The 19,995-nt window shown below is 63.8% G+C and carries 21 protein-coding genes and 2 pseudogenes; 13 read left to right on the plus strand and 10 right to left on the minus strand.

Annotated features, from left to right (window positions below; all coding sequences use genetic code 11):
- The 9 genes and pseudogenes from Q2941_RS33680 to Q2941_RS33720 form a co-directional block, all read left to right on the plus strand.
- On the plus strand, window positions 1–1,085 hold a 1,085-nt coding region (locus tag Q2941_RS33680; RefSeq protein WP_458195127.1), incomplete at its 5' end, for an NAD(P)-binding domain-containing protein.
- A 143-nt stretch (window positions 1,086–1,228) separates the two neighbouring features.
- On the plus strand, window positions 1,229–2,200 hold the full coding sequence (locus Q2941_RS33685) for a peptidyl-alpha-hydroxyglycine alpha-amidating lyase family protein (protein WP_458195128.1): 972 nt from the start codon (window positions 1,229–1,231) through the stop codon (window positions 2,198–2,200).
- Window positions 2,201–2,528: 328 nt separating this feature from the next.
- A complete protein-coding gene (locus tag Q2941_RS33690; protein ID WP_027522133.1) occupies window positions 2,529–3,086 on the plus strand; it encodes an HNH endonuclease in 558 nt (185 codons plus the stop codon).
- A 31-nt stretch (window positions 3,087–3,117) separates the two neighbouring features.
- Window positions 3,118–3,672 carry a hypothetical protein gene (locus tag Q2941_RS33695; protein WP_458195129.1) on the plus strand — a complete coding sequence of 185 codons (555 nt, stop codon included), beginning with the start codon at window positions 3,118–3,120 and terminating at the stop codon, window positions 3,670–3,672.
- Window positions 3,673–3,727: 55 nt separating this feature from the next.
- A complete protein-coding gene (locus Q2941_RS33700; protein WP_458195130.1) occupies window positions 3,728–3,922 on the plus strand; it encodes a hypothetical protein in 195 nt (64 codons plus the stop codon).
- Window positions 3,923–4,011: 89 nt separating this feature from the next.
- Complete coding sequence (locus tag Q2941_RS33705; protein WP_458195131.1) at window positions 4,012–5,304, plus strand: glycosyltransferase family 87 protein; 1,293 nt, start codon at window positions 4,012–4,014, stop codon at window positions 5,302–5,304.
- A 120-nt stretch (window positions 5,305–5,424) separates the two neighbouring features.
- Window positions 5,425–5,646, plus strand: a complete 222-nt coding sequence (locus tag Q2941_RS33710; protein WP_027522131.1) for a dodecin — start codon at window positions 5,425–5,427, stop codon at window positions 5,644–5,646.
- A 98-nt stretch (window positions 5,647–5,744) separates the two neighbouring features.
- Window positions 5,745–6,272: pseudogene (locus Q2941_RS33715) on the plus strand (diguanylate cyclase); the annotation flags it as partial.
- A pseudogene (locus tag Q2941_RS33720) lies at window positions 6,256–6,456 on the plus strand (HAD-IA family hydrolase); the annotation flags it as partial. The pseudogenes Q2941_RS33715 and Q2941_RS33720, both read left to right, overlap by 17 nt.
- Before the next feature lie 193 nt (window positions 6,457–6,649).
- On the opposite strand, the gene Q2941_RS33725 reads toward Q2941_RS33720, so the two are convergent.
- The 7 genes from Q2941_RS33725 to Q2941_RS33755 form a co-directional block, all read right to left on the minus strand.
- A complete protein-coding gene (locus Q2941_RS33725; protein WP_458195132.1) occupies window positions 6,650–7,555 on the minus strand; it encodes a type VI immunity family protein in 906 nt (301 codons plus the stop codon).
- 66 nt (window positions 7,556–7,621) lie between these two features.
- Window positions 7,622–8,590, minus strand: coding sequence for an ABC transporter ATP-binding protein (locus Q2941_RS33730; protein WP_458195133.1), 969 nt, complete (start codon window positions 8,588–8,590; stop codon window positions 7,622–7,624).
- The gene (locus Q2941_RS33735) at window positions 8,587–9,567 is read right to left on the minus strand and encodes an ABC transporter ATP-binding protein (protein WP_027522129.1); all 981 of its coding nucleotides are present in this window, start codon (window positions 9,565–9,567) and stop codon (window positions 8,587–8,589) included. The genes Q2941_RS33730 and Q2941_RS33735 overlap by 4 nt, the downstream gene beginning before the upstream one ends.
- Entirely contained in the window at window positions 9,567–10,496 is a 930-nt protein-coding gene (locus tag Q2941_RS33740; protein WP_458195134.1) for an ABC transporter permease, read from the minus strand. The genes Q2941_RS33735 and Q2941_RS33740 overlap by 1 nt, the downstream gene beginning before the upstream one ends.
- Window positions 10,462–11,421: an ABC transporter permease gene (locus tag Q2941_RS33745; protein ID WP_027522127.1), complete on the minus strand. Its 960-nt coding sequence runs from the start codon at window positions 11,419–11,421 to the stop codon at window positions 10,462–10,464. Before Q2941_RS33745 ends, Q2941_RS33740 begins: the two co-directional genes overlap by 35 nt.
- Before the next feature lie 28 nt (window positions 11,422–11,449).
- On the minus strand, window positions 11,450–13,243 hold the full coding sequence (locus Q2941_RS33750; protein ID WP_458195136.1) for a peptide ABC transporter substrate-binding protein: 1,794 nt from the start codon (window positions 13,241–13,243) through the stop codon (window positions 11,450–11,452).
- Window positions 13,244–13,503: 260 nt separating this feature from the next.
- Window positions 13,504–14,922 (minus strand): M20 family metallopeptidase, encoded by a 1,419-nt coding sequence (locus Q2941_RS33755; protein WP_027522125.1) that lies wholly within the window; start codon window positions 14,920–14,922, stop codon window positions 13,504–13,506.
- A gap of 268 nt (window positions 14,923–15,190) precedes the next feature.
- Here Q2941_RS33755 and Q2941_RS33760 point away from each other — a divergent pair, with 268 nt between their 5' ends.
- The 3 genes from Q2941_RS33760 (at window position 15,191) to Q2941_RS33770 (ending at window position 17,553) form a co-directional block, all read left to right on the plus strand.
- Complete coding sequence (locus Q2941_RS33760; RefSeq protein ID WP_027522124.1) at window positions 15,191–16,162, plus strand: S1C family serine protease; 972 nt, start codon at window positions 15,191–15,193, stop codon at window positions 16,160–16,162.
- A gap of 37 nt (window positions 16,163–16,199) precedes the next feature.
- Window positions 16,200–17,270: a carboxylesterase family protein gene (locus Q2941_RS33765; protein WP_458195137.1), complete on the plus strand. Its 1,071-nt coding sequence runs from the start codon at window positions 16,200–16,202 to the stop codon at window positions 17,268–17,270.
- A gap of 82 nt (window positions 17,271–17,352) precedes the next feature.
- On the plus strand, window positions 17,353–17,553 hold the full coding sequence (locus tag Q2941_RS33770) for a hypothetical protein (protein ID WP_254110654.1): 201 nt from the start codon (window positions 17,353–17,355) through the stop codon (window positions 17,551–17,553).
- 75 nt (window positions 17,554–17,628) lie between these two features.
- Here Q2941_RS33770 and Q2941_RS33775 read toward each other — a convergent pair whose 3' ends face one another.
- The 3 genes from Q2941_RS33775 to Q2941_RS33785 form a co-directional block, all read right to left on the minus strand.
- Window positions 17,629–18,291, minus strand: a complete 663-nt coding sequence (locus tag Q2941_RS33775) for a DsbA family protein (RefSeq protein ID WP_254110653.1) — start codon at window positions 18,289–18,291, stop codon at window positions 17,629–17,631.
- 133 nt (window positions 18,292–18,424) lie between these two features.
- Window positions 18,425–18,892, minus strand: a complete 468-nt coding sequence (locus tag Q2941_RS33780; protein WP_254110652.1) for a PaaI family thioesterase — start codon at window positions 18,890–18,892, stop codon at window positions 18,425–18,427.
- A 4-nt stretch (window positions 18,893–18,896) separates the two neighbouring features.
- A complete protein-coding gene (locus tag Q2941_RS33785; RefSeq protein WP_027522119.1) occupies window positions 18,897–19,322 on the minus strand; it encodes an acyl-CoA thioesterase in 426 nt (141 codons plus the stop codon).
- Window positions 19,323–19,431: 109 nt separating this feature from the next.
- On the opposite strand from Q2941_RS33785, the gene Q2941_RS33790 reads away from it, so the two are divergent.
- Complete coding sequence (locus tag Q2941_RS33790) at window positions 19,432–19,986, plus strand: TetR/AcrR family transcriptional regulator (protein WP_458195138.1); 555 nt, start codon at window positions 19,432–19,434, stop codon at window positions 19,984–19,986.
- Window positions 19,987–19,995 lie beyond the last annotated feature (9 nt).

Genomic DNA, 19,995 nt, shown 5'->3' on the forward strand with positions numbered 1-19,995 from the left:
CCTACATGCCGTTCCCGCCGAACTGGCCGGTCTATATCCCCAAGGACAAGCTCGCGAACTGGTTCGAGGCTTACGTCGAGGCGATGGAGCTGAACTACTGGACCGGCACCGAGTTCGAGGGCGGCACCTACGACGATGCGAAGGGATGCTGGACGGTCACGCTACGCCGTGCCGACGGCACCACGCGCACCATGCATCCGCGCCATGTCGTGATGGCAACCGGCGTCAGCGGCATCCCGAGCATGCCCGATATTCCGAGCCTGAAAAATTTCAACGGCCCACTCGTGCATTCCAGCCGCTATGAGGACGGCGAGAGCTGGACCGGCAAGCGCGCGATCGTCATCGGCACCGGCAACAGCGGCCACGACATTGCGCAGGATCTCTACTCCAGCGGTGCGGAGGTGACGCTGGTGCAGCGCTCGCCGACGCTGGTCACCAATATCGAACCCTCGGCACAGCTCGCCTACGCGACCTACAACGAGGGCACGCTCGAGGACAACGACCTGATCGCGACCTCGATGCCGACGCCGCTCACGAAGAAGACCCACGTGATGCTGACGGAGCAGTCGAAAGCGCTCGACAAGGAGCTGCTCGACGGTCTCACTCGCGTCGGCTTCAAGCTCGATTTCGGCGAAGGCGGAACCGGCTGGCAGTTCAAATACCTCACTCGCGGCGGCGGCTATTATTTCAACGTCGGCTGCTCCGATCTCATCGTGAAGGGCGAGGTCGGGCTCAGGCAATTCGAGGACATCGAAAGCTTCGTCGCCGAGGGCGCGCGGACGAAGGACGGCGGGATCATCCCGGCCGACCTCATCGTGCTCTCGACCGGCTACAAGCCGCAAGCCTATCTGGTGCGAAAGCTGTTCGGCGATGCCGTTGCCGATCGCGTCGGCCCGATCTGGGGCTTTGGCGACGGTTTTGAGCTGCGTAACATGTATGCGCGCACGAAGCAGCCCGGCCTGTGGTTCATCGCCGGCAGCCTCGCGCAATGCCGCATCAATTCGAGGTTCCTGGCGCTCCAGATCAAGGCGATCGAACAAGGGATGTTGGGGCGGGACATGGCGACGCCCGCGCGCACGACCTGAGCCCCATCGTCATTGCGAGGAGCACTTGCGACGAAGCAATCCAGAATCGTTTCGCAGAGACAGACTGGATTGCTTCGCTTCGCTCGCAATGACGATATGGGTACAACGGAAGCGCTACGGCGACAAAAAGAGGGAGGACACCAATGCCGGCCATACTCGGCTCGGGCGAGCATCGTTACCGTGTCGTCGAGAACTGGGCGAAGCTGCCGGATGGCTGGCAGCTCACGGATGTCGCTTCCGTCGCGGTCGACAGCAAGGACCGCATCTACGTCTTCAACCGCGGCGCCCATCCGATGGTGGTGCTCGACCGCGAGGGCAATTTCCTGCGCAGCTGGGGCGAAGGACTGTTTGCCCGCGCGCACGGTCTGCATGTCGACGCCGACGACAATCTCTATTGCACCGATGATGGCGACCACACCGTGCGCAAATGCACGACCGACGGCAAGGTGCTGCTGACGATCGGCATCCCCGAGAAGCCTGCGCCGTTCATGAGCGGCGATCCGTTCCACCGCTGCACCCACACCGCGCTGTCGCCGAACGGCGAGATCTACGTCTCCGACGGCTACGGCAATGCGCGCGTCCACAAGTTCACGCCAGACGGCAAGCTGATGATGAGCTGGGGCGAGCCCGGCACCGATCCCGGGCAGTTCAACATCGTTCACAACATCGCCGCCGATGCCGACGGTTATGTCTACGTCGCCGACCGCGAGAACCACCGCGTGCAGGTGTTCGACGGCAACGGACGATACGAGACGCAGTGGAACAACCTGCACCGGCCTTGTGCGCTGTGCTGCTGCGGCGGCAAGCAGCCAACCTTCGTGATCGGCGAACTCGGGCCCGGTATGGCCGTCAACCGCAAGGTGCCCAATCTCGGGCCGCGGCTGTCGATCGTCGATGCCAAGGGAAAGCGCATCGCGCGGCTCGGTGGCGAGGACGGCCCGGGAATCGCGAGCGGCAAGTTCTTGGCACCGCACGGCATCGCACTGGACTCGAAAGGCGACATCTATGTCGGCGAGGTCGGCGTCACCGACTGGAAGACCAGCTTTCCCGACGATGAGATGCCGGCGGTGGTGCGCGCCACGCGGTGCCTGCAGAAGCTGGAGCGGGTGCGCTGACCACGCGTCATTGGGAACGCAGCGGCAGGTCATCGTCCCCCGGGCTGCGGTGCCGCATACCTTCCTGATCACGACTTGTTGTCCCGGAGCGGCGCGCCGGCGACTCGTCCTGGAACAGCGCCATCGGCGGCACGCCGGCGGAGAACGGCAGATCGGGCGGACGACGCGCGCGGCGGTCGCGCTTCCCCGAAAAGCGGCTTTTTTGCAGCGCGTTCCGGCGCGCGGCGGGCCTGAATAAGTCGCTCAGCGGGCTTCACAATCCCGTCACGCTGCATGTAGTATGTCAACACATGCTGCTTCGCAGCGATATGGAGGCCAGGAGCGTTACTTGAACGCACATGTCTCGCAAGGCAGTTGGCCGGTCTTGGTGCTGAATGCGGACTTCCGGCCGCTGAGCTACTACCCGCTGTCTCTCTGGTCGTGGCAGGACGCGATCAAGGCGGTGTTTCTCGATCGCGTCAACATCGTCGCGCATTACGACCAGGCGGTACGAAGTCCGACGCTGGAGATGCAGCTGCCGAGCGTCGTCTCGCTCAAATCCTTCGTCAAGCCGACCACCCATCCTGCCTTTACCCGTTTCAACGTCTTCCTTCGCGACCGCTTCAATTGCCAATATTGCGGCTCGCCCGAGGACCTCACCTTCGATCACATCATCCCGCGCAGCAAAGGCGGCCAGACCACCTGGGAGAACGTGGTCGCGGCCTGCTCGCCCTGCAATTTGCGCAAGGGCAATCTGACGCCGGCGCAGGCAAAGATGTTTCCGAGGCAGACGGCGTTCGCGCCGACCGTCCACCAGCTCCACCGCAACGGCCGCCTCTTCCCGCCGAACTATCTGCACGATAGCTGGCTCGACTATCTCTACTGGGATACGGAGTTGGATCCATAGGATCCGCGCGTCATCTGGCGGAGAACCGGCGTTGACCTCACGCAGCCTCATAAACTGGTTTGCAGTTTCCGCGATCCTGGCCATTACCGCAGCTGGCGTACAGGCGCAGGATCCGTTTCCAGCGCCGTTACCCGGGCAGACGAACGGGCCGGACGGCACGGCCACGAGCGGCACTGGAGCCGCAACCGCGCCTCTGTCCGGCATCAAGCCACCATCGATCGCTGACGAATGCAGGAAAGAATTTCTTCCCCTGCGCGAAGAGGCCGAAAGGCGAGGCAAGCTGATCAAGTCCGCCAGCGATCGGCATGCGCCGCCGGATGAAGCCTGCAAGCTGATCGGGGATTTCAGCCAGGCCGAGAGCGGTCTCATCAAATTTGTGGATTCGCATGCGACGACATGCGGGATTCCGACGGGGATTACCGACCAGCTCAAGAGCGGCCACAAGAATACCGAGACGATGCTGACAAAGGTGTGCAAGGTAGCGGAGCAGATGCGCGAGCGCGGGCCGGCCGGCCCAACCGGCGATTTCTGGCCGGAGAAGCGCGAACCTGCGGATCCGACCGGTGACTTCGGGCGCTGGCGCTAGTTTAAGCGCATGGTGGGCGATGGGAACCCGCCGGCCTGCCGTGCGTTATATTCCCATGACAGTTGATCATTCGGTACGACCGCCCCGCATTCTCACGCCTGACGAGCGCAGGGCGCGCGATGAGGCACGACGGGCTGACGCGGAGCAGGCCATGCGTGAGCATGAGGCTGCGCAGAAGGCGCTCTATTCCAACATGGAGCGGCTGAGGGCGGAACGGCTGGCGCGCGAGGCCCAATCGCAAGGCCGATAGGCCGCGCCTCGCGGTCGCAAAATCCTTTCAGGTTCGTTACTGTCCTTTAAGCCTCGCACGGCAATCTTGGGCCTGATGGGCGATGCAGGGTGCTGCACGCCGCCGCCGGGCCCGAGATCGTCATGCTTGCCGAAGCGCTGGAGCAGATTCAGTCCTCGCCGTCGCGGCGGACGATCTATGTGCGCGTTATCCTCGCAGCGCTGGCGGCGCTCGTTGCCGTCAAGATGTTCTGGTTCGCGCGGGTCGGTCCCTGGCACTTGCGCGAGCTCGCCGATTTCGACGCGTTTCACATCGTGGCGCAGCGGGTCTGGCTCGGCGATGTCGGCGAGGTCTATCGGCTCGCGACCTTCGGCAGGATGCAGGGGGAGGCGGCTGGCGGCACGACCGGGGTGATGCCCTGGACCTATCCGCCGCAATTCGACCTGCTGCTTGCGCCGCTCGCTTTGCTGCCGGTCGGCGCAGCGTATCTGTTGTTCACCGCGGTAACGCTCGCGCTCTATCTCGTCACGCTGCGCGCGATCGCTCGCGAGAATCTCGTGCAAGTCCTGATCATCTCGTTTCCCGCGCTCGCGGTCACGATCGGCTGCGGCCAGAACGGCTTTCTTACCGGTGCGCTGATCGGCCTGTTCTGCCTCACCTTGCAGAAGCGCCCGGTGCTTGCAGGCCTTGCGCTCGGCGCGATGGTGATCAAGCCGCACCTTGCGATTGCCGCCGCCGTCTATCTGCTGGCGACGCGCCGCTGGACTGCGATTACCGCTGCCGGAACAGTGGTCCTGGTGAGCTCGCTTGTTTGCACGCTCATCTTCGGACCGCAAATCTGGAGCGCGCTGATCGGCTCGGTGAAGGAATCGGCGAGCTATCTCGATCAAGGCTACTATCAGCTCTTCCGGATGATCTCGGCCTTTGCGGCGCTGCACACGGCAGGCGTTCCCGCTGCGGGTGCCTTCTGGGCACAGGTCGGCGTCGCGGCCCTCGCACTGCTCGCGGTCGTGCTCGGCGCTTATCGCGCGATCTCCCCTGCCTTCGCGCTCGGCGTCACCGCGATGGCCTCGGTGATGATCAGCCCCTACGCCTACGACTACGACCTGCCGATGCTGGGGATCGGCCTTGCGCTCGCCCTGCCCGACCTTGTCCGCATCGCGGCGCCGCGCGAACGCAGCACCCTGTTCGGGCTGATCCTGCTCGCCGGCGCCTATGGGCTCGTGCTGTCGACGCAGGCGTCGGGTCAGCAAGCCGCGCCCGCCATGGCCGGCTTTGCCTTGATGGCCGTGCTCGCGCTGCAGCTGCGATGGCTGTTGCGCGATGAGGCAGCCGTTCATGACGGCAGCGCGGGTCACCTGCCGCGCAGTGCCCTCGGCGATGCCCTCCATGTGCCCGACTAGAAACCCGCGTGCAGGCTGCGCGTTCACCCGAGTTCACCTCTGGACTTCGTTCAGGCGCAGTTTAGTCTCTACAGACGGAAATCCTGACTTGCGCCCTGCCGCCACTCATGGAGGTTCGTCATGCCCGCTCAAGACAAGGATCACGTCTACAAGATCCTGGAACTGGTCGGATCGTCGGAAAAGTCGATCGAGGACGCGATCCAGAACGCGATCAGCCGCGCTGCAAAAACCATCCGTGAGATGAAATGGTTCGAGGTCGTGCAGACGCGCGGCCATATCGAGAACGGCACCGTCCGACACTACCAGGTCACGCTGCGCGTCGGCTTCACGCTGGAAGCGTGAGCCTGGCACAAAAAGCGCGACCGCTGCGCGAGCGGCGGCACGGTTAACGTCGCCCCACGATAATCCGTCGAAACATCGGGGAATCGTCCGCTCGAGTACGTGCCTCGACGGACCGCAGCACCTTGATCGGCCGGCCGATCAGGAGCCGTTCCGGCGGCCAGTGGATCGTCACGGCATCGCGGCGCTTCAACCATCCTGACGGCAGTTTTGCCGGCGTCGCCCTGATCACGATCGACGTGGCCTATTTCGTCAAGTTCTATGAGCGATTCGACGTCGGAGCGAACGGCTCGGCGTCGCTGCTCAACAATGACGGCATCATGCTGGCGCGCAGCCACGACGAGAGCGGCGCAAGCTATGTCGGACGTGACTTGTCCAATGCACCGTTGTTCAAACAGTGGAGCAGCCGGCCCGCCGCCTCTGTCTACTATTTCAAGTCGCCGCTCGATGGCGTGCAGCGCTTGAGTTACTATCAACGAAGCGACCAACACCCCCTGATGGTGCTCGCGAGCAAGTCGCAGGATGACGTGCTAGCCCCCTGGCGCCGGGCGGCCGCCGTGCGAATGACCTACGTCGTTGGCCTCGTCCTGCTGATCGCTGTGATCGGCTTCTCCCTGGTTCGCCAGCTCCTGCACCTCCGCCCAGTTCAAGGCGGCGAAGCCGGACCCGCGATGCTACCGCCTTTGCCTGTCGGAGCTGCGGGCGAGGCCTGAGGCGGTTCTCTTCGTCGACGACCTCGCGGAGAATGTCGCCGGCGCGCGGGAAGCAGGCCTGTTCGCTCATCACCACACGTCGACAGCGGCTTTCCGGTAGGCACTTGCGGATTACGGCCTGCGCGACAAGCGGTAAGCGCGCCAATCGCGACGGCACGCAGCTCTGACACACCTCTGCGAAGGCCTTCAGGCAGGCACTTTCGGACTACGACCTTCTCTAGGCCTTCATCGGCGTTCTGCTTCGTCAAGCCAGTTGACACGCCGCCGTAAGGATTTTCAGGGCGATGTATCACCTAGTCGAAGCGATTGAACCACGCTCGGGTAGCCTCTTTGTCAAATCCGGGAAAGGCACCATGATCCTGGACACGAACCGGCTTCAGGAGACGAGACATCCGCCGGTATTGCGGAAGGCAGGCGTCCCCGATCTGAGGCATTGCACCAGCCTGAATTAGCACGCCGCCTGCATACTCATGAAGGGTGAGCTCCTCACTTAGGGCGCTCTTGAGATTGGACACCCCTCCCAATTTCGCGATCCAGCGTTCTCCAAGACAAGTTAGCCAATTGACGCCCTTGATGCCGTCTTGGAGGTAAAGCGCATGGCTAGCTGGATAATCGACCTCCACACCTGGAAATCGCTCCGCTAAACCGCGCACATGCGGTGCCATCTGCGCCTCCCTCGTTGTGTCAAGCGGGGACAAGACACAAATGCCGCCGCTACCATGCAACGGCTGAAGACGCGCGCACCAATTTTCAACGAACGTAGCTACCTTGGAAGAAGAGAAGTCTGTAAGCCAGCTGACCGGCCAGGCAGCATTGAAGTAACTCAACTTGTGTCCCGGAGCCGACAATGGATAGCCGAATGCGCAGATTCGCCAAGGCGCACAGTTGTCGTAGGTCTCGCCAGAGTGATAGCAGTACTGCCAGACGTTTCCCTGTAGCTCCAAGTGCCAGCAGCGGGGGTGATAGTCTGGTGCAAAACGCCTCCATCTGTGGCTCTTGGGATCAGTACACCAACGCCACTTGAACGCCTCTCCACCCATTTTGGAGTAATCCTCGAACAAGTCGATACAGGCTTGGCGCTTTTCTTCGAGGTGCCCGTCTTCAAAATAAAGGGTCACATAAAAGGCCGCGCACAGCGTTGGCTTTCCGTCGACGAATGGTAGAGAATCGATCGAAGTGCCTAACTCGAACGCATTCATTCGCTGAAATCCCGTGCCGGTGCACGCATTGCATTTGCGTTGGGCCGCTGTGACTCAGCGCATCCGTCAGACCAGATGACACGCCACGGCGTGACCGCCCGCCCCTTCCTTCAGCTCCGGCGAGCTCTCTGAGCAGCGTGGCTGGGCAATCGGGCAGCGGGTGTGGAAGTGACAGCCCTTTGGCGGATTCATCGGGCTCGGTACGTCGCCCTTGAGGCGGATGCGGTTGCGCTTGAGCTTGGGATCGGGCACCGGCACGGCCGAGAGCAGCGCCTTGGTATAGGGATGCTGCGGGTTGCGGTAGAGATCGCTCGCTTTCGCGAGTTCGACGATGCGGCCGAGATACATCACGGCCACGCGGTCGGAGATGTGCTCGACCACCGAGAGGTCGTGCGCGACGAAGAGATAAGTGAGGTTCAGCTCGGCCTGGAGATCCTCCAAGAGGTTGATCACCTGCGCCTGGATCGAGACGTCGAGCGCGGAGACCGGCTCGTCGCAGACGATCAGTTTCGGCTCGACCGCGAGCGCGCGTGCAATCACGATGCGCTGGCGCTGGCCGCCGGAGAATTCGTGCGGGTAGCGCCGCATGTGCTCGGCCTTCAACCCGACCTTCACCAGGAGGCCTGCTACGCGCTCCTCGCGCTCCTTGGCCGATGACGCAAGGTTATGGATGGTGAAGGCCTCGCCGAGGATCGCGCCCACGGTCATGCGCGGATTGAGCGAGGCGAACGGGTCCTGGAACACGAGCTGCATGTTCCGCCGCATCGCGCGCAGATCATTGCCGCCGAGCTTGCGCACGTCCTGGCCGTCGAACACCACCTCGCCGTCGGTCGGCTCGATCAGGCGCAGCACGCAGCGTCCCGTCGTGGACTTGCCGCAGCCGGATTCGCCGACGAGACCAAGCGTCTCGCCGCGATTGACCGAGAACGACACGCCGTCGACCGCATAGACGCTGCCGACCTGGCGCGACAACAGGCCGCCGAGCACAGGAAAATGCTTCTTGAGGCCCGAGACCCGCAGCAAGGGTTCGCTCATGACGCGTCTCCCAGATGACAGGCCATGCGGTGGCCGGGGGCGATTTCGCGCAAACGCGGCTCCTTCTCGGTGCAGATGCTCATGGCGTGGCGGCAGCGCGGTGCGAAGCGGCAACCGACCGGCGGATTGATCAGGATCGGCACCGAGCCGCCGATCGCCTCGAGGCGCGTCTTGTGCTCGCTGTCGAGATCGATGCGCGGGATCGAACGGATCAGGCCTTGCGTATAGGGGTGTCGGGGATCGCCGAACAGGTCGTCGACGAGCGCCTCCTCGACCACCTTGCCGGCATACATCACGACGACGCGCTGTGCGGTCTCGGCGACGACGCCCATGGCATGGGTGATCAGCATCACCGCCATGCCAAAACGCTCCTTCATGTCCTGGAGCAGATCGAGGATCTGCGCCTGGATGGTGACGTCAAGCGCGGTGGTGGGTTCATCGGCGATAACGAGCTTGGGCTTGCAGGCGAGCGCCATCGCGATCATCACGCGCTGGCGCATGCCGCCGGAGAACTGGTGCGGATAATTGTGCACGCGGCCTTCGGCATTCGGGATCTGCACCAGCTTCAGCATCTCGATGGTGCGCTCGAGCGCCTGCTTCCTGGTCACTGCCTCGTGGCGGCGCAGGCTCTCGGCGATCTGCTCGCCGACGGTCAGCACCGGGTTGAGCGAGGTCATCGGCTCCTGGAAGATGAAGCCGATCTCCTTGGCCCTGATGTCGTCCAGTTGGTTGCTCGTCAGCGGCACGAGATCGCGGCCCTCGAAGATGATCTGGCCGGCCGCAATGCGGCCGGGCGGCATCGCGATCAGCTTCAGGATCGACATCGCGGTCACGGTCTTGCCGCAGCCGGATTCGCCGACGACGCAGAGCGTCTCGCCCCTGTTGATGGAGATGTCGACGCCGTCGACGGCCTGCAAAATGCCGTCGTCGGTCGAAAAGTGGGTCTTGAGCCCTTTGATTTCGAGCAGCGGCGCCATCAGATCACCCGTCGCGCATCGAGCGCGTCACGCAGGCCGTCGCCGATAAAGTTGATGGCGACCACCGCGATGAAGATCGCGCTGCCCGGAAAGAGCGCCCAGTGCGGGCCGATGTCGAGAAAATCCTTGGCATCATAGAGCAGCCGTCCCCAGGTCGGGGTATCCGGCGGAAAGCCGAGGCCGAGGAAGGACAGCGTCGATTCCGCGATGATCGCGGCCGCGACGTCGATGGTGCCAGCAATGATTACCGGCCCCACGGCATTGGGCAGGATGTGGCGCACCACCTGCCGCACCGGGCTCGACCCGAGCGCGCGTGCCGCCTCGACAAATTCCTTCTCGCGGATCGACAGGAACTGCGCGCGCACGAGACGGGCGACCGGCATCCAGCGCAGGCCGCCGATCACGAGCACGATCAGGATGAAGATGCCGCCTTCGGGGCCGAACATCGCCTTCAGCCCGTCGCGGAAGAGATAGATGAGCAGGAGCAAGAGCGGCAATGGCGGCAGCGACAGGAAGAGATCGGTGAGCCACATCAGGCCATGTCCGAGCGCACCGCGCGACATGCCGGCGAGCGCGCCGATCAGCGTGCCGACGAATACCGAGACCAGCATCGCGGCAAGGCCCACCGCAAGCGAGATGCGGCCACCGTAGATCATGCGCGCCAGCAGGTCCTGGCCGAGATCGTCGGTGCCGAAGGGGTGGGCGAGCGAGGGTCCCTGGAGCCCAGCCACGATGTCGATATCGTTGATCTTGACCCGCCAGAGCAACGGGCCGACCAGCACCGCAAGGATCAGGAGCAGCAGCAGGAACGCGCTGAGCACGGCGAGCCGATGGCGGCGAAAACGCCGCCACGTCTCGCGCCAGGGCGAGTAGGCGGCCCGCTCGGTGGCCGTCTCAGCGGAGGGAGATGCGAGGGTCAAGCCAGCCATACAGGACGTCCGCGATGAGATTGAACAGCACAACGAGGCACGCGAAGACGAAGGTGACGGCCATCACCACCGGCGTGTCGTTGGCGAGGATGGAGGAAATGAGCAGCGAGCCGATGCCGGGGATGCGGAAGATCTGCTCGGTGACGATGGCGCCGCCGAACACGGCCGGCATCTGCAACGCAATGAGCGTGACGACCGGGATCATCGCGTTGCGCATCACGTGCTTGACGATCACCTTGGCCTGTCCGAGCCCCTTGGCGCGGGCGGTGGTGACGTAATCGAGCCGGATCACATCGAGCATCGCCGAGCGCACGAAGCGCGTCATGGAAGCCGCCTGGAACAGGCCGAGCACCGCCACAGGCATAATCGCCTGCCGGATCATCTCGAGCACCCAGTGGATCCCGGTCCCCTTGACATCGGTGGTGTAGACCAGGGGCAGCCAGTCCAGCGTGACCGAGAAGATCAGGATGAACAGGATGCCGGTAAAGAAGGTCGGCAGCGAGAAGCCGACGAAGGCGAGCGTGTTGGCGATCTGGTCGAACAGCGAATATGGCTTGGTCGCCGCGTAGACGCCGACGGGTATGGCGATCAGGAGCGCCAGGATCTGCGCCGAGCCGACCACGTAGAGCGTCGCCGGCAGGCGCTGGAGGATGAGCTGGTCGACGTTCATCCGGCTGACGAAGGAGAAGCCCCAGTCGCCATGCGCCATGGCCGAGATCCAGTGCAGGTAGCGAAGATAGATCGGATCATCGAGGCCGAACTTCGCCCGAAGGGAGGCTGCGACTTCGGCCGGCACGTTCGGATTGGTCGCCAGCTCCGAGAACGGATCGCCCGGAGCAAGCGCCAGCACCACGAACAACACGAGCGAGATGCCGAGCAGGCTCGGAATGGCGATCAAGACGCGACGCAGGACATACTGACTCATAGGGAAAGACCCCGTCTACGCCCCGCGCTCATACCTCCCGGTACCAGTCGAACAGGTTGTCGGTTTCGTTGGCCCAGCCGCTGACGATACACACGAGGTTATTGGCGGCGGCTTCCACCTTGAGGCGATGCTGCACCGGGATGAAGACGACCTCCTTGATCAGGAGATCATTGGCCTTGATGTAGAGCTCCGCGCGCTTGATCGGATCCATCTCGCCTTCCGCGGCTTCGATGATCGCGTCGTAGTCCTTGTTGGCCCAACGCGTGAAGTTGGGACCCTGCCACTTGTTCTCCTTGGTGGCGACGTTGCTCGAGATGTAGCGGCGCATGTGTTGGGCCGGGTCGGGCTGGCTCATCGGGATCTGGAACATCTCCATATCCGCATAGAACTTCGGATAGGTGTCGGGATTGCCGACGTCGGAGGAGAAGAACACGGAGGCGACGACCGATTTCAGCTCGACGTCGATACCGGCCTTCTGGCAGGCCTGCTTGACGATGGCCTGGGTCTTCTGGCGCGGGCCGTTGATCGAGGTCTGGTAGAGGAGCTTCAGCTTCTTGCCGTCCTTCTCGCGAATGCCGTCCGCACCGGGCTTCCAGCCGGCGTCGTCGAGGACCTTCGCCGCCTTCTCGATATTGAATTCCCAGGTGTTGTTCTTCGACACGAACTTTTCGGGACCGTTGAGGAAGTTCGCGGTGGTCCGTCCGGCGCGGCCGTAGATCGCCTTTTTGACCGCCTCGCGGTCGACCAGCATCGTCAGTGCCTTGCGCACCGCGGGATCCGAGAACAGCGGATGCTTGGTCTTCATCGAGGAGCGCTCGCCGTCCACCTCGGTGTTGGGATCGGTGGAGTTCAGCACGATGAACTCGGTATCGCCGCCGACAGCGTAGACCGCCTTGCCCTTGCCGCCCTTCTCCAGGCGAAGCAGCACGTCGTCTTCGACCTGGATGTTGTAACCGAAATCATATTCGCCGGTCTGGATGACGGCACGCGCCGCCGAGACGGCATCGCCGCCGCCCTTCATCTCGAGCGTGTCGAAATAGGGACGGTTCGGCATGTGATAGTCGGGATTGAGCTCGCCGCGCACGAGATCGCCCGGCTTGAACTCGATGAACTTGTACGGGCCGGTGCCAACCGGCGAGAGGTTGTTCGGCGCTTCACGGGATTTGGCGCCCTTGTACGCCTCAAACAAATGCTTGGGGATGATCGGTCCGACCGCAGCGCCGACGAAGGCGTCGGCCCAGAACGGGGTCGGCTTGGGAAACAGGATACGGACCGTGAGATCGTCGATCTTCTCGACCGTGATATCGCGATAGACGGCAATGCTGGTCGCTGCGGTCGCGGGGTCCTTGGCATATTCCCAGTTGAACACGACGTCGTCGGCGGTAAACGGCTTGCCGTCATGCCATTTGACACCGGGCTTGAGCTTCCAGGTCACCGACTTGCCATCGGCGGCGAGACCGCCGTTCTGGATCGAGGGGATCTCGGCGGCGAGCACCAGCTTCATGTTGCCGTCGGGATCCCAGCAGGCGAGCGGTTCATAGAACAGGCGCGAGCCGTCCTGGTCCTTGGTGCCGGTCGCGAAATGCGGGTTGAGCAGGGTCGGGCCCTGCCACCACAGCAGCTTCAGTGCGCCGCCGCCACCGCGCTTGGTGGGCTTGTAGGTCGAGGGACCCTCGGCCATGGCGACGCCGCCGAGCGCGAGGATCTGGTTGGCCAGCGGGGCGGTCAGGCCGACAGCGGCCATGCGCTGAATGAAGGCGCGGCGATCCATCCGGCCGTCCGCCACCTTGTCGATCATTGCGCGCAGTTTCTTGTCCAGCATGGTTGTCCCCCGTCTGGTTCCGAAATGGATGCAGGCGGCCGCAAGAGCGGCCGCCGGGTTTGCTGGCGGTAGATGGCACACCGAATGGGGCGTACGTCAACTGCGACCGTGTGTATGCAAACGGTCTTCTGGCTGTCTCTTGGGCAAAACTCTGTTCCGCCGCCCAACCGTTCGGCAATTCGGTAGCAAAACGCCCGCTTATCAACGTTGCACTGCGGAAAATTTGTTCGGCAGATCAGACGAAGTAACGAGACAGAATTCTACGCCACGGACATATCCAGCGGTGGCGCAACATGATCAGGCAGCGGACAGACATAAGGTGTCTTTGCCGTGCGCTTCTTCAGGTCCGCTTTCGCTTCCTTGATCAGCTCGGGCTCCGTCAGCGCCTTGATGCCGAGACCGGCCATCGCCTTGGCGGCCTGCACCATCGCCTTGTGGGCGTGCGGGCTCTTGCCCTGCGCCACCACCTGCCAGGTGTGGAACGGCGTGCCGATTGCAACCGTCGGTGCATGGACCTGCACCGTCGGCACCACCCAGCTTACGTCACCGACGTCGGTCGAGCCGACCAGCGGATTGCGCTTGGCATCGAGCGGCACCAGGAAGTCGGCGAGCGGCCGCTCCGTCGGCTCCATGCCGATCGCGTAATAGACCGACGCGATATCCTTGTCGCTCAGCGTTGCGCGAATCTGGCCGGCGAAATTCTTGTCGGCATCGTCGAAATGCGGCGGTCCGAGCTCTTCCATGACCCGGTGCAGCGCCTGCTCCAGCGGCGCATTGGGCAGGATGTTGGAGACGGCGGAAATGATCTTCATCTCCACCTTGGTCTCGGTCATCAGGGCAGCGCCCTGCGCGATCTTGCTCACGCGCTCGACGAGTTCATTCATGCCGGGCAGATCCCGGGCGCGAATGGAGTAGCGCACGCGGGCATGGGCCTGCACCACGTTCGGCGCGATGCCGCCGGTGTCGAGCAGCGCATAATGAACGCGCGCGTCGCTCGGCATGTGCTCGCGCATGTAGTTGACGCCGACGTTCATCAATTCGACCGCGTCGAGTGCGGAGCGGCCCAGATGCGGCGAAGCCGCCGCATGCGAGGTGCGGCCGGTGAAGATGAAATCGGCACGCGTGTTGGCGAGCGACGGCGTCACCGCCACTTCCCAGAAGCTGTGCGGATGCCAGGTGATCGCGATGTCGGCGTCCTCGAACGCGCCGGAGCGCACCATGAAGGCCTTGGCCGCGCCGCCTTCTTCTGCCGGGCAGCCGTAATAACGCACGCGGCCGGGCACCTTGTGCTCGGCGAGCCAGTCCTTCACCGCCGTCGCCGCTAGCAGCGCGGCAGAGCCGAGCAGATTGTGACCGCAGCCGTGACCATGGCCGCCGGTCTCGACCGGACGGTGCTCCGCGACGCCCGCCTCCTGGCTGAGACCCGGCAACGCGTCATATTCGCCCATGAAAGCGATGACCGGACCGCCCTCGCCCCACTCGCCTATCAGCGCGGTCGGAATATCCGCGACATTCTCGGTGATGCGGAAGCCCTGATGCCGCAGCTCGGCAAGATGCTCGGCGGCCGAGCGCGCCTCGGTGTAGCACACCTCCGGCGTTCCCCAGACCTTGTCGCTCAAGTCGATGAAACGCGCCTTGATCGTATCAATGCCACGCCAGATATCGCTGCGGTTGTCCATGCTTCGGTCCGTGATCCCTTGGTCAAAACGAGAAGCGGCAATGGTTAGCAGCTTCGCTTCAGCCCGCCTAGCACCGGCCGGGACACCTGCCATGCGGCCGAAGCGGCACGCGAGTTGTGACACCAATTTCATCAATTCGCGTTGGCCGTCTGTTCCGACGGTCTTTCAAGACAGCCCTTCGAGGCTTACATTGACCGTACTTCGCGCCTTGCTCGTTGCCGCAAATGCTGGAACGCCCAGGCCAAGAGACTCGCAAGGAGAGAACTCCATGCCCGCTCTGACCGAATGGAGAGTGCCGCCGGCACATCAGCCGCGTGCCGGTGACTACGGATTCGATCTCGACCGTGTGCTCTCCTCCGTCGTCGGCCTGCATTCCATCATCCCGGCGGATGCCTTCAGCGCCGAGACGCTCGGCACCGAGCGCGCCGGCAATGGCATCGTGATCGATGACGGACTGGTGCTGACCATCGGCTACCTCATTACCGAGGCGGAAGCCGTATGGCTGCATCTCGGCGACGGACGCGTGATGGAAGGCCATGTGCTGGGTTTCGACCAGGTCACCGGCTTCGGCCTGGTGCAGGCGCTCGGCAAGCTCGACCTCGCGCCAGTTCCGCTCGGCTCGTCGGCCGCGACCAGAACCGGCGACCGCGTCGTGGTCGGCGGTGCCGGCGGGCGCACGCGATCGGTCGCGAGCCAGATCGTGGCCAAACAGGAATTCGCCGGCTACTGGGAATATCTCCTGGATGAAGCGATCTTCACCTATCCTGCCCATCCGAACTGGGGTGGCACGGGGCTGTTCAACGATCGCGGCGAGCTGATCGGGATCGGCTCGCTGCAACTCGAGCGCGAACGCGATGGCAAGGCCGAGCACGTCAACATGGTCGTGCCGATCGATCTGCTCACGCCGATCCTGGACGATTTGCGTAAATTCGGCCGCGTCAACAAGCCGGCACGGCCGTGGCTCGGGTTGTTTTCGACCGAGATCGATCGCCGCGTGGTGATCATCGGCATCTCCTCGAACGGGCCAGCGGCGCGCGCCGAGCTCAAGACCGGCGACGTCATCCTGGCCGTCGATGGCGAGAAGGTGACCAGCCAGACGGGCTTCTATCGCAAACTGTGGTCGCTCGGCACGGCGGGCGTCGATGTGCCGCTGACGGTGCACCACGAAGGCGTCACCTTCGACGTGACGGTGACCTCGACCGACCGCATGAAGCTGTTGAAGGCACCGAGGCTGCACTGATTAAGGCTGCGCCAAAGCCGGACAGGAACGCGAGCCGATGAGCGAGGCCGTGGTCGATGACATCGTGGCCGTGCTGCCGCCGCTGCTCGATGCGTTGAACGCGCTCGGCTTCGTCGCGCGGCATTTGCACCCGCCAGCCTTCGACTCCGTCATGTCTGCGATCGGCACGCCGGACGAGACCTTGCAGGCCGCGCGGTCGCAGCTTTCCGAATGGCCAGACGCCTTTGCCGACATGCGAAGCTCGCTTTATCGCGCATGCGAGGAAACGCTCGGCGCATTCGTTGGCCTGCGGACGGCTCAAACCGGCAATGGTGATCTCGTCGCCGTCTTCCGCGCGCTGCGGCACGTGCCGCGTGCGCAGGAAGCGCTCTATCCGCTTGCTCAAAAATTTCCGCCGGTGAGCAGCTTCTTTCTCAACGCCGAGATGCGCGCGGACGAGAATCTCCTGGGCCGGCTGGCCGCGGCTCCCACCGGGCAGACCGGCATCTTCCATCGTAACAACGAACCCGGCAGCCGCGGCGGCTACTCGCTCTACGTGCCGGAATATTACACGCCCGAGCGGTCCTGGCCGCTGGTGATGGCGCTGCATGGCGGCAGCGGCAATGGCCGCGGCTTCCTGTGGAGCTGGCTGCGCGATGCGCGCAGCATCGGTGCGATCCTGATCGCGCCGACCGCGACGGGGCCGACCTGGGCGCTGATGGGCGACGACGCCGATACGCCGAATCTCGCGCGCATCCTCGAAACCGTCCGCAGCCTGTGGAATGTCGATCCATCGCGCCTGCTTTTGACCGGCATGAGTGACGGCGGCACGTTCTGCTATGTCAGCGGCCTCGAGGCCGCCTCGCCCTTCACGCATCTTGCGCCGGTCTCGGCGACCTTCCATCCGCTGATGGCGGAGATGGCGGACGCCGCGCGCCTGCAGGGCCTGCCGACTTTCATCACTCACGGCAAGCTCGACTGGATGTTTCCAGTCCAGGTCGCGCGGCAAACCCAGTCTGCCTTGTCAGCCGCCGGCGCAGACGTCACCTATCGCGAGATCGACGATCTCAGCCATTGCTATCCGCGCGAGATCAACGCGGAGCTGCTGCAATGGCTGAATGGCGCGTGAACAGGTCGTCCTTATCCTCGCCGCACTGACCGGGAACTCTTGTCCGGCACTGAACGTTATTGCCGGTCACCGGAGGTTCGCTATGAGAGTTTTGTTCGGAATGATCCTGGGCGCGCTGCTGCTCGGCATCGGCGTCTACATTCACGATTCGATGCAGCCGTCTGCCAACAGCGAGGTCGCTGCAACCAGTCGCACCATCGTCAACTGGGACGTCGCGAAGGCCGATTGGGACGCGCTCGTTGATCGCGCGCACAAGGACTGGGTGAGAATTTCGTCGAAGTAACGGCTTGCACTCAGCAAGCCATCGACAGGGCGCCGTCGCCATCCGCGACGGCGCCCTTGTCTTGCTGCGCGGCGCTCAGTCGCCTTTGCCCGCCTTGGCCTTGCGCGCGTCCGCGATCACCTGCTCGAACTCGGCCATGGTGAGCACGCCGGGCACACGGAATTTGCCGACGATGAAGGACGGCGTGCCGTTGAAGCCGAAGGCCACGGCCTGATCGTGGTTGCGTTTCAGGATCGCGTCGATGTCCTTGGCGCGGCCGGTGAGATCACGCTTGAGGCGATCCATGTCGACCCCGGCGCCCACCAGCAGCTCGTTGATGCGCGGCTCGGTCAGGCGAGAGTTCACGCCCATCATCGCATCATGCGCCTGGTCGTACTTGTCCTGGAATTTGGCCGCGAGCGCCAGCCGCGCCGCAGTCACCGAGACGGGTCCGAGGATCGGCCAGTCCTTCAGCACCAGCCGGACCTTGCCGTCGTCCTGGACGATTTGGCGCAGCTCCGGCTCGACGCGTCGGCAATAGGGACATTGATAGTCGGACCACTCGACGATGGTGATGTCGCCGTCGCGATTGCCGATCACGGGCACGTCGGGATCGCGCAGCACGGCGGCTTCAGTCAGGATCGTATCGTCATCGGCCGTCGCGGCGCGGCCAACCCGGAGACCGCCTGCGAGCACCGCAGCGGCTCCGATCAGCGCAAGCGCCTCGCGACGCGTCCGTTTATCTTTAAGTCCAGTCATAAACCCGTCCCAATTCGGCCCGTCGGTACTTCTACGGCCAGAGGCGCAGAAACGTTACGGACAAGCATATAGAATGCCCCGCTGGCAATGACAGCCGAAAAAACCGACTGCAGGCATCCCGCCTGCTTCTGGCTCAGGCGGGCGAGCCGGCCTGCGCGGCGTCGCCGCGGATCAGCGTCATCAGCGTGGCGGTCATGGTCGCAACCAGCCTCGTCGTACCGTCCTGCGGCGCGAAGGCCTTGGCCTCGCAGAAAGTGAGCGTGCGGCCAGGCTTGACCACCTCGGCCCTGAAGATGAAGCCCTCGCCCCGCGCCGGCGCGAGCAGGTTCGTCTTGAACTCGACGGTGAGGATGTCGGCCTCACCCGGCATCAGCGTGAAGGCGGCCACGCCGCAGGCATTGTCGAGGCCTGCGGTGATGATGCCAGCATGGACAAAGCCGTTCTGCTGGGTGAAGCCGGCTGCATAATCCATCGCCAGCGCCGCCTCGCCCGGCGCAAGGTGCGCGAGCGACATGCCGAGCGTCCGCATCGCCGGCTGTCCGTCGAACAGGCGGGCTGCGGCCGCGCGAAAATCCGGATTCTTCGGCTCGAAAGTGGCCATCGCGTCACGCCATGACCGGCTCGGCGAGATGCCGCATCGCAGTCTCGCGGATCACGGCGTCGAATGGCGTCGACTTGCGGGCCTCGCGGTCCATGTGCACGCCAGTGATCTCGCAGGTTGCTGATATCTCGCCGGTCTCGGCGTTGGTCATGTCGTGCCGGAAGCGGATCAATTTCTCGCGGACCTCGAGCAGGATGCTGCGGACCTCGATGATGTCGCCGGCGAGCAGCTCGCGCTTGTAGGTGATGTTCTGCTGCACTGCGGCCATGCCGCGGCCGGAGGTGCGCAGATAGCTCGGCGTCAACCCGAGGCGCGCGAACAGATTCCAGTTGGCCTCGTCGAACTTGCCGACATACCACATGATGTTCATGTGGCCGACATGGTCGCATTGCCACGGATAGACCGTGCCGCGATAGGTCGCCTCCTGCATCGCCGTTCCCGCCTTTTGCCCGCCTTTTGATTTTTGATACGGTAGCGTATCAGGGCCATGGCGGGTTAGCAATACGGCACCGTATCAAACCTCGGTGAGAGGCGAATTCATGAGTGATGCCAAAGGCGATGTCTGGGTCGAGGCGGCCTTCGCGGAGCTTGCCCGCACTGGGGTCGAGGGCGTGCGGGTCGAGGTGCTCGCGAAAAATCTCGGCGTCACCAAAGGCGGCTTCTATCGCCGCTTCGCCGACCGCGCCGCACTGCTTGGCGCGATGCTGGAACGCTGGCGCGAGGGGCGCACTGAAGCGATCGCGCAGCAGACGAGCCTCGACGGACAAAGCCCGCGCGAGCGGCTGAAGGCGGTGATCCAGCTTTATTCCGAACGCATGAACCCGGCCGCGATGGCGATCGAGCTTGCGATCCGGCAATGGGCGAGAGCCGACGAGACTGCGGCATCAGCGGTGGCGAGCGTCGACGCGGCGCGCCTCAAACATGTCGCGGAACTCTATCGCAAGGCGGGCCGCGGGGCCGATGAGGCCGATGCGCAGGCCTTCCTGTTCTACTGCTTCGTGTTCGGCCAGAGCATGCTCTTCGTCGAGCGTGGCCCGCGCAAGCGGGCACAGATGATTGCAAAGTCGGCCGAGAAGCTGCTGGCGAACGACTGAGCGGCCGGA

Source organism: Bradyrhizobium sp. UFLA05-153, from assembly GCF_054185185.1.

Bases quoted from the DNA above. Each gene is read 5' to 3' on its own strand.
- Q2941_RS33780 (WP_254110652.1), bottom strand. From the start codon at position 18,892: ATGGCCACTTTCGAGCCGAAGAATCCGGATTTTCGCGCGGCCGCAGCC.
- Q2941_RS33760 (WP_027522124.1), top strand. From the start codon at position 15,191: ATGCCCGCTCTGACCGAATGGAGAGTGCCGCCGGCACATCAGCCGCGT.
- Q2941_RS33775 (WP_254110653.1), bottom strand. From the start codon at position 18,291: ATGACTGGACTTAAAGATAAACGGACGCGTCGCGAGGCGCTTGCGCTG.
- Q2941_RS33750 (WP_458195136.1), bottom strand. From the start codon at position 13,243: ATGCTGGACAAGAAACTGCGCGCAATGATCGACAAGGTGGCGGACGGC.
- Q2941_RS33790 (WP_458195138.1), top strand. From the start codon at position 19,432: ATGAGTGATGCCAAAGGCGATGTCTGGGTCGAGGCGGCCTTCGCGGAG.
- Q2941_RS33745 (WP_027522127.1), bottom strand. From the start codon at position 11,421: ATGAGTCAGTATGTCCTGCGTCGCGTCTTGATCGCCATTCCGAGCCTG.
- Q2941_RS33785 (WP_027522119.1), bottom strand. From the start codon at position 19,322: ATGCAGGAGGCGACCTATCGCGGCACGGTCTATCCGTGGCAATGCGAC.
- Q2941_RS33765 (WP_458195137.1), top strand. From the start codon at position 16,200: ATGAGCGAGGCCGTGGTCGATGACATCGTGGCCGTGCTGCCGCCGCTG.
- Q2941_RS33725 (WP_458195132.1), bottom strand. From the start codon at position 7,555: ATGAATGCGTTCGAGTTAGGCACTTCGATCGATTCTCTACCATTCGTC.
- Q2941_RS33740 (WP_458195134.1), bottom strand. From the start codon at position 10,496: ATGGCTGGCTTGACCCTCGCATCTCCCTCCGCTGAGACGGCCACCGAG.
- Q2941_RS33730 (WP_458195133.1), bottom strand. From the start codon at position 8,590: ATGAGCGAACCCTTGCTGCGGGTCTCGGGCCTCAAGAAGCATTTTCCT.
- Q2941_RS33770 (WP_254110654.1), top strand. From the start codon at position 17,353: ATGAGAGTTTTGTTCGGAATGATCCTGGGCGCGCTGCTGCTCGGCATC.
- Q2941_RS33755 (WP_027522125.1), bottom strand. From the start codon at position 14,922: ATGGACAACCGCAGCGATATCTGGCGTGGCATTGATACGATCAAGGCG.
- Q2941_RS33735 (WP_027522129.1), bottom strand. From the start codon at position 9,567: ATGGCGCCGCTGCTCGAAATCAAAGGGCTCAAGACCCACTTTTCGACC.
- Q2941_RS33710 (WP_027522131.1), top strand. From the start codon at position 5,425: ATGCCCGCTCAAGACAAGGATCACGTCTACAAGATCCTGGAACTGGTC.
- Q2941_RS33700 (WP_458195130.1), top strand. From the start codon at position 3,728: ATGACAGTTGATCATTCGGTACGACCGCCCCGCATTCTCACGCCTGAC.
- Q2941_RS33685 (WP_458195128.1), top strand. From the start codon at position 1,229: ATGCCGGCCATACTCGGCTCGGGCGAGCATCGTTACCGTGTCGTCGAG.